Below are 7,370 nucleotides of genomic sequence, written 5' to 3'. Positions count from 1 at the left end.
GGCTTTTTAAATAAGCCTTTGACTAAGCAAATGGTAGGCGAGATTCTGCAAAAGCACTTCAAGCAGGAACTGCCCACTTAGAACATGCGCGAGGCAGAGGCACCCTGCCTGTACTACCTCGCGCAAGGAGGTGCTTTCTATGGTTGTTCAGCCTGCCCCCAGGAGTTCTTGCAATAGGGGCAGCACCCGTAGTCCGCGCCCTAGGTCAATAGCGGTTTCCTGGGCCGCTGGTGCTGCCGCTCCTCCAGTAGCCAAAGCCAGCACCTGCTGGCGCTCGGGCCGGCTAAAGTCGGCGAAGGAGCGACGTAGCAGGGGTACAGTCTCTTGAAAAACAGCCTCTTCCAGGCCGGAAAGCCACTCGTCTAGTAAATCAAACAGCACCCGGTTGTGAATCAGGAGCAGGCCGCTCCCGCGCAAGAACCCTTCAATCCAGGCGGTGGCGTAGTCGGTGGGCTGGGCCGGGGCCAGGGCCAAGCCCAGGAGTGTGGCGGTAGCATCCGGGGCAAGCTGCTGGGTGTCGAAGAGCAGGCGGGTAGCTACGCCGGCTAGTAGGCCGCTGCTGGCGGGTTGTCGTGCAATGCTGTGCAGAGCTGCGTACCACTCGGCGTGCTGGGCCTCGTCGGGTAGCAACCGAATGGCCTGGTGGGCCGCCTCCATGCGTTCCAGTAGCTGACTGGCCGCGCTGCGGTCCAGGCCGGTGCAGGCCAGGGGGAGAGAAATGGACAGGCGTGGCACTAGGTGGTGGACTACTTGGGCCACCTGGGCAGTTTCGGTGCGGCGCACGTTGCCGTAGCGCAACACGTTCACCAACGGGGGGAGGGCCGTGAGCAGGTGGGCTACGTCGCGGGTGCCGGCGCTTAGGGTTTCGAGGCGGGTTACCAGCGCAGGCAGGGCCGGAGCGAGGTCGGCACGCAGGGCCTCTTCCAGCAACTGGCTAACTTGGCCCAAGTCGGTAGCTTCCTGGGCGCGGTGGCGGGCGGCCCCGCTGGCGGCGGTCAGAACGGTATTGCCCCACCGGCCGGCTTCCAGCACGCCCAGCACCATTTCGGGTCGCCATTGTAGCTCCCACACTTCATGGAAAGTGCCGCTTTTGCCTTGCACGCGCTGCGGCTGACCCCAGCGGATACTCAGCAGTTGGAGGCGGTGGAGCAAGTGGCTCCGGCCGAGGTCGAGGTCCTTGCGTAAGTCCAGGGCCAGCGTTTTAGGGGCGGCTTCGGGCTTGAGGCGCAAGCTCTTTTGCTGGAGTGCTAGGTCCTGCTGAAGGGGTGAGGCGGGCAACTCCTCGGGCACTTCGCCCAGCTTTTCGCCAATTACTAGCTGCTGATGCACCAGCTCCAGGGCCTCGGCGTAGCCGCCCCCAAAGATGCTCACTGCCGCTTCTTCCAGCTCTTCAATGCCGGGTAGGGCTAGTCCGCGCACGGCGGCCAACGCCTCGGCCAGCCGCACGCCCTCAATGGCATGAGCCGAAGAGGCATCAATTTGCTGGGCCCGGAGCAGGTGGGCCGCCCGTACCATCCAGTGGGTCACCACCCGCTCGTGGGGCTCCTGAAACAGCAACTCGTACCAGGCCGGCGACAACACCCCCGCCCCGTAGCCCGATTGCCGGGCCAGGCGCTCGTAGGTCCAGGGCACCCAGGTGGCTTCAGTGGGCGCTTTCTTGAGGCCTTTAAGGCGAGCCTTATCGTCTTTGGCGTAGGTAGGCAGTTCTTCGGCCCGTAGCACCGGCGCGTGCCAGGCCCCGCACACCACGGCTACCCGCTGATACCCCTGCTTGAGGGTAGCGCGCAGGGTTTCGCGCATGTAGGCTTCCCGCAGCAAGGTTTCCTCCGATTCGGGCTGGGCCAGTTCCTCGCGCAGGGCCGTCATCATCTGCAGTACTACCTCAAAGGCATCGGCGTGGCCGGCCGAGTGCTCAATGCGGGCTTCCCACCACCGCTCCCCGTCGGTGTAGCCATCGAGGCGGGCCAGGTGGGCAATGGGGTCGAGGTGCAGCGGGGCTTCTTCGAGAGCCGGCGCTTCAGTGGTTTCTGAATTTGTAGCAGGTATTTCCGCTTCCTCTGGCGCGGTATCTGAGGTGGGAGCGAGGGTTGTTTCGGCGGCTACTTCAGCAGGAGGCAGCGGCTCGTGCTCCACAGCATCCGGGAGGGCAAAACGCAGCGTCATCGGCAGGTCGAAGCAGCGCAGGTGGGCGCCGTGCTGCTGGCACCACTGCACAGCCTGCCACTCTGGGGAGAAGTGGGCAAAGGTAGAAACGAAGCTTGGGCGTGCTGCTTGGGGTTGTAGATGAGCAGGGCCACCGGCGGCTTCAGCTCTGGGTTAGCCGCCAGGGCTAGGGCCTTCTCGCCGTCGGCGGGGCATTCAAGCAGCACGATGTCGGGCTGGTAGTCGTTCAGCGCTTTTAGGAGGCTGGCGGTGCTGCCGGGCCCGTGGTGGCGGATGCCGTAGAGGTGGAGGTCGGTGGGCATACAGCAATCTTATAAGTAGTAGCTGTCATTCATTTCCTCATTAGGTTTCAAGTCTCTTCTCATAATCCGGACAGACGTATTATCAAGCTTTTCTTCTATTAATTTCCTCTTATTATTTATTGTTTTGCACTCTAGTTCAGATAAATAAAACTCTTTGCTTTCGAGATAATTTATTGCTTTGTAGAATTCGCTTGTTTTTAAATTGTCTATAGTAGATAGTCGTTCAAGTTCTTGAATTGAATCAAGTATGTTGCTGTGATTGATTTGTGGCTTTAAATCTGGTATAATGTTAATCATACCATCTTCTGAAATTATAACTATAGCAAGAGAAGTTAAGTTCTTTGCGTGTTCATAATACCGAATGGCAGAATTATACCTAGCCCCTCTTGAGGAATCTCCTTTTTCAGTAGCTAAACCATCTAATATAACTCCTATTGAATAACAAATTGCATCTCTATTTAATAACACTGCTCCGTCAATTGCTGTGATCTTTTGAACAAAGTTTGAATCTAGCTTTATAGGTTCGAGTAAGAAGCTTTGTTTAGAGAGTCTGTTGGCCTCTTCCTGTGCATTGTCAGCTATGACTATCATAGTGCCATGCTGTTGTTGAGTTGCTTCTGTTGCAATGTTCCAAAGATCGTCAAGCTGGCTCTTTTTTATTTCTTTAAATATTCTTGTTAGATTTGAATAGAATTTTTCTCTATCTATTTTTTCTTCGGGAAGGTGAGGTTGCTTATATTCTACGACCATCATAGAATTGTCATCGTGAAGAACCTCCCATTTAAAATGGCTCATAAAATTTATTACGAATAGTGATTCGCTTTTTGGATTGTATTTGCCCATTATTTTGCCAAGGCCATAGATGTTGTATGAGTCTGATATGATACTTGAATTATTGCCAGATAACTCCATGAACTTTCTTACTTTTCTATAATCATCAATTGTAATTGGTTCTCGAAGCTGTAAAGTGTATTTAATGTTTTGATGGTCTTTAGTAGTAATAATTATTTTTCCTAGCCCTTCTGCACCTTCGTATCTCATTGATGCAATAGCGTTACAAGCGTCGTATAACCCATGAAGTCCATCAAAATTTTTGCCTGCTTGTGCAACAGTGAACATGAATTTTCTACCTGCATCACGCATAAGTTCTTCGCTTTTTCTACTAATTGCACCTGCTCCTTTGTTTGGATCTTTTAGTGAATTAGTGCATTCTTCAAGGTATATATCAATGACGCTTTCAATAAAAGATCTGTCAATATTGAATCTTTCGTCGTGCTTGTTATTTGTTAAAGAGTAATGTTTGTATAAAGCCTTTTTATTTACTTCTAACATTGAGAAGACTAAATAGCCATTTACGAATGTAGGTTGCGATATAAATGTTTCATTATCTCCATATAAATTTTCTCGTTTTATTATCTTGTTAGTTGCTTCTATGTAGGCTCTGTTGCTTATACGGATATTGTGATTTCTTTCTGCTATAGGATGAGAGTGCATTAGCCTTCTCTCCTCATCTACTTGTTCAAGTTGTACAGCAAGCTGTTTGACTCCTGAAAATACTTCAACTGGGTAACCAAAATCATCGGGTTCTATACATATTGGGTGGCTTTCTTCTTTATCCTCAACGAGGATGCCTAGAACAGCAACTCTAGGAAGTAATTTATTATCGATTTGTTGAAATAAATCTTTTGCTGTATGCTGAATCGATATCTGAAAATGTCGTTGGTATCCCCACATGAAAAGTTCAATGCTATTATTCATATTGTTAATGGTTGTTAAAGTACTTATGAAAGTGGGTTGGTTTAGGAGGGTTTCTACTCCACTACCTCCCGGCACGCCCGGTACAAATCCTTCCAGCCATCCCGCTCTTTCACCACGGTTTCGAGGTATTCCAGCCATACCACGCGGTCCTGCACGGGGTCTTTGATCACGGCGCCGGTGAGGCCGGCGGCGAGGTCGGCGGCTTGCAGGGTGCCGTCGCCGAAGTAGGCGGCCAGGGCCAGGCCACTGTTGAGCACGGAAATGGCCTCGCCGGTGCTGAGGGTGCCGCTGGGGCTCTTGAGCTTGGTTTTGCCGTTCTCCGTCACGCCCGAGCGCAGCTCCCGGAAGATGGTTACGAGGCGGCTGATTTGCTCCAGGGCCGCCGTGGTTTCGGGCAGCTGCAGGGCGCGGCCGGTTTTTTCGACCCGCGAGTGCACAATCTGGACTTCCTCCGCTACGGACGTGGGCAGGGGTAGCACCACCGTGTTGAAGCGACGGCGCAGGGCGCTGCTTAGCTCGTTCACACCCTTATCCCGGTCGTTGGCGGTGGCAATGACGTTGAAGCCGCGGGTGGCTTGCACTTCGGTAGCTAGTTCGGGTATGGGCAGCACTTTTTCGGAGAGGACGGTAATGAGTGTGTCCTGCACATCGGAGGGGATGCGGGTGAGCTCTTCCACCCGCACTAGGGCGCCTTCCTGCATGCCTTTGAGCAAGGGGGAAGGCACCAGCGCCGCCGCGGAAGGCCCCTCGGCAATGAGGCGGGCGTAGTTCCAGGAGTAGCGAATGGCGTCTTCACTGGTGCCGGCCGTGCCTTGGATGAGCAGGTTGGAATGCCCGCTGATGGCGGCCGTCAGGTGCTCCGAAACCCAGCTTTTGGCGGTGCCCGGCACGCCCAGCAGCAGTAGGGCGCGGTCGGTAGCCAGGGTAGCCACGGCAATTTCCATCAGGCGCCGCTGCCCAATGTACTTAGGTTCAATCTCAAAGCCATTGTCTAAGGTGCCGCCAAGCAGGTAAGTGACCACAGCCCAGGGGGAGAGTTGCCAATTTGGGGGTTTAGGCCGGTCATCAACGGCGGCCAGAGCGGCTAACTCCTCGGCGTATTGTACCTCTACGTGGGGGCGTAGAACTTCAGTGGGCTTATTAATCGACATAGTGGAGCTAAGCTAGACGTTTGAGATGAGGGATGGGGTAGGCGCAGATAGGGCCAGACATTGTATGTTGCTGCGCCAAGCAAAAAGCTGGCAGCAACTGATGTTGCCAATAATGAGTGAGTAGCAGACTTCCGCGACGCTTCTTTGCACTGAGCTGGGGTGCCAGGGGACAGCGTATTTGTAGAGCACCCGGGATTAGTGGGCAAAAGGACATCATGGCTGAGTGGAGCCGGTTCCTCTTTCCGCTGGCTAGGCCAATACATCGAGCAAGGGAGTGGTAGATGACCGAACTATACTTGACTTGCACGTAACGAGCTAGCCGAGCGAGTGCCACTTTTAGCCTCCGCTGCCCATAGGTTCTACGCCGGGGCCTCATGGAGGGCATCAGTGAGTTGCTGGCGGAAGTGAAGGGTGTTAAGCAGGCGGGCCAGGCTGTTGTGGAGGTAGGGCACATCTTGGAGCAGAGGCTGTAATGGCTGGGCGCAAAGCTCGTAGTGAGTGGCGGGCACCACGCGGGCCATGTGTTCCAATAGCTGACTAGCGGCGTAATGGATGCGGTGCAAGCGTTCCGGCTGGTTCAGGGCCTGGCGAAGCGCCTCTACCACGCGGCGGGAGAGGGGCTCCGACCACGGACCGGGTATGAGTTGCAGTAGCGGCAACCAGCGTACTTCGGGTCCAAACTCCGGAGCTGAATCGAGCAGAGGCAGGACGAGCTTAGTTAGTTGATCGGTAGAAAGCTGCTGCGCCAACCCGGCCAGCGGAAGGCTAAAAGGATGCTTGCGCGGTAGCTCCGCCCACCACGTCAACAAGGCCAGAGCCCACGTGGAAGCGTGGTGTAGAATGGTTGCCTCAGCCCACCCATTGAATAGCAGGGCACCCCACTCGGTAGCGGCGGCCGCATTCAGGATGGCAGCCGGGGGGAGTTGCCAGTAGTTGGCCCAGCGCTGAGGTGGCAGTAGCGCCAAGAGTTGCCCAAGTAGGGTGGCTCTGTCGCCCTGAAATCGGCTGTCGTGCTGCTCAACACCATCAGCAAGCCAGGACTTATCCCAGGCATCCGGCGGTAGCTCTACCACTAGTTTGGTGGCGGTAAGGGTCTTGCGCAGGCGTAGCAGGGGCTCGGCGCGTTGCCATACTCGCCCTACCAAGGCACTATCTGGCAGGCAGGCCACCAACGGCTGCACGGTTTGGCGGACTTCCTTGCTTTTGGAGACAAGGTACCGTTCCAGCAAAGGCGCATCGGCGGCGGAGAGGCCCTCCTGAAGCGACGCAAGCAGAGAAGCCTGGTTTTTGGCTGGCTCCTGCGGCAAGACGGCGGCTAGCTGCTCGCGGGCTTGCTCGGCGTTGGTACGGCGCAGTGCTTCTAGGTAGCGCACGCGCTGGCGCAGAGTACCCGTTTCCCAAGTGGCCGCGTGGGGTGCGGGGCCGGTGGTGGCTAGTACGGCTTGCCAATTGGGGTGCTGGGCTGCTAACCAGGCCCCGCGCTGCCCCAGCACGGCAGCAGCTAGCGGGTGGAGGGCCGGGCGGGAATGAACGTAGTCTAACAAACGCACCAGAAGCTGGCTGGGTACCCGGCGGCTGTGGTTGGCCAGGGTTGTCAGGAAGTCGGGCAGTAGGTCGGGGTATTGGCCTTCCAGCAGTAAGTGCAGTAGCCGCCCCCCACTTGGGCCAAGCGGCACCTGTGTTTCGGCGGGCAGTTGTTCAAGGGTAGCGCTAGGTGCCGGGGCAGGCTGGTACCCGGCCTTACGGATTAGCGACAACCCGCCCGCCGTCAGTAAAAGCTGTTTTTCACGGGCAGCGGCATCGGTTTCGGGAGCAGTGGGTAAGCCCGGTACGGCCGGAACGGCATCGGGGCTTTGCTGGGTGCCCAGCAGGGCTACGCGCAGCAGCCGTTGCCAGTCGGCGGTCGGGTGCCAGGAGCTTTCTACTTGGTCGGGTGCGTGTTCGGGTAACATTAGGAAGCAAAATAGATTTCCGAGGGAGCCCCCCAGCAGGCGAG

At 56.0% G+C, this 7,370-nt stretch carries 3 protein-coding genes and 1 pseudogene; all 4 read right to left on the bottom strand.

Going from position 1 to position 7,370, the window contains the following annotated elements; translation table 11 throughout:
* Positions 1-147 precede the first annotated feature (147 nt).
* A pseudogene (locus VI25_RS17820) lies at positions 148-2,465 on the bottom strand (DUF5682 family protein).
* Between the two features lie 9 nt (positions 2,466-2,474).
* Positions 2,475-4,361: a DNA integrity scanning protein DisA nucleotide-binding domain protein gene (locus tag VI25_RS17810; protein WP_201783325.1), complete on the bottom strand. Its 1,887-nt coding sequence runs from the start codon at positions 4,359-4,361 to the stop codon at positions 2,475-2,477.
* A complete protein-coding gene (locus tag VI25_RS17805; protein WP_045688113.1) occupies positions 4,277-5,374 on the bottom strand; it encodes an ATP-binding protein in 1,098 nt (365 codons plus the stop codon). Before VI25_RS17805 ends, VI25_RS17810 begins: the two co-directional genes overlap by 85 nt.
* A gap of 359 nt (positions 5,375-5,733) precedes the next feature.
* The gene (locus tag VI25_RS17800) at positions 5,734-7,326 is read right to left on the bottom strand and encodes a DUF5691 domain-containing protein (RefSeq protein ID WP_045688114.1); all 1,593 of its coding nucleotides are present in this window, start codon (positions 7,324-7,326) and stop codon (positions 5,734-5,736) included.
* Positions 7,327-7,370: the final 44 nt, after the last annotated feature.

Source organism: Hymenobacter sp. AT01-02 (assembly GCF_000961955.2).
Lineage (GTDB): Bacteria > Bacteroidota > Bacteroidia > Cytophagales > Hymenobacteraceae > Hymenobacter > Hymenobacter mucosus.
The sequence above is the reverse complement of the archived record's forward strand: the minus strand, read 5'-3'. Positions and strand labels throughout refer to the sequence as shown.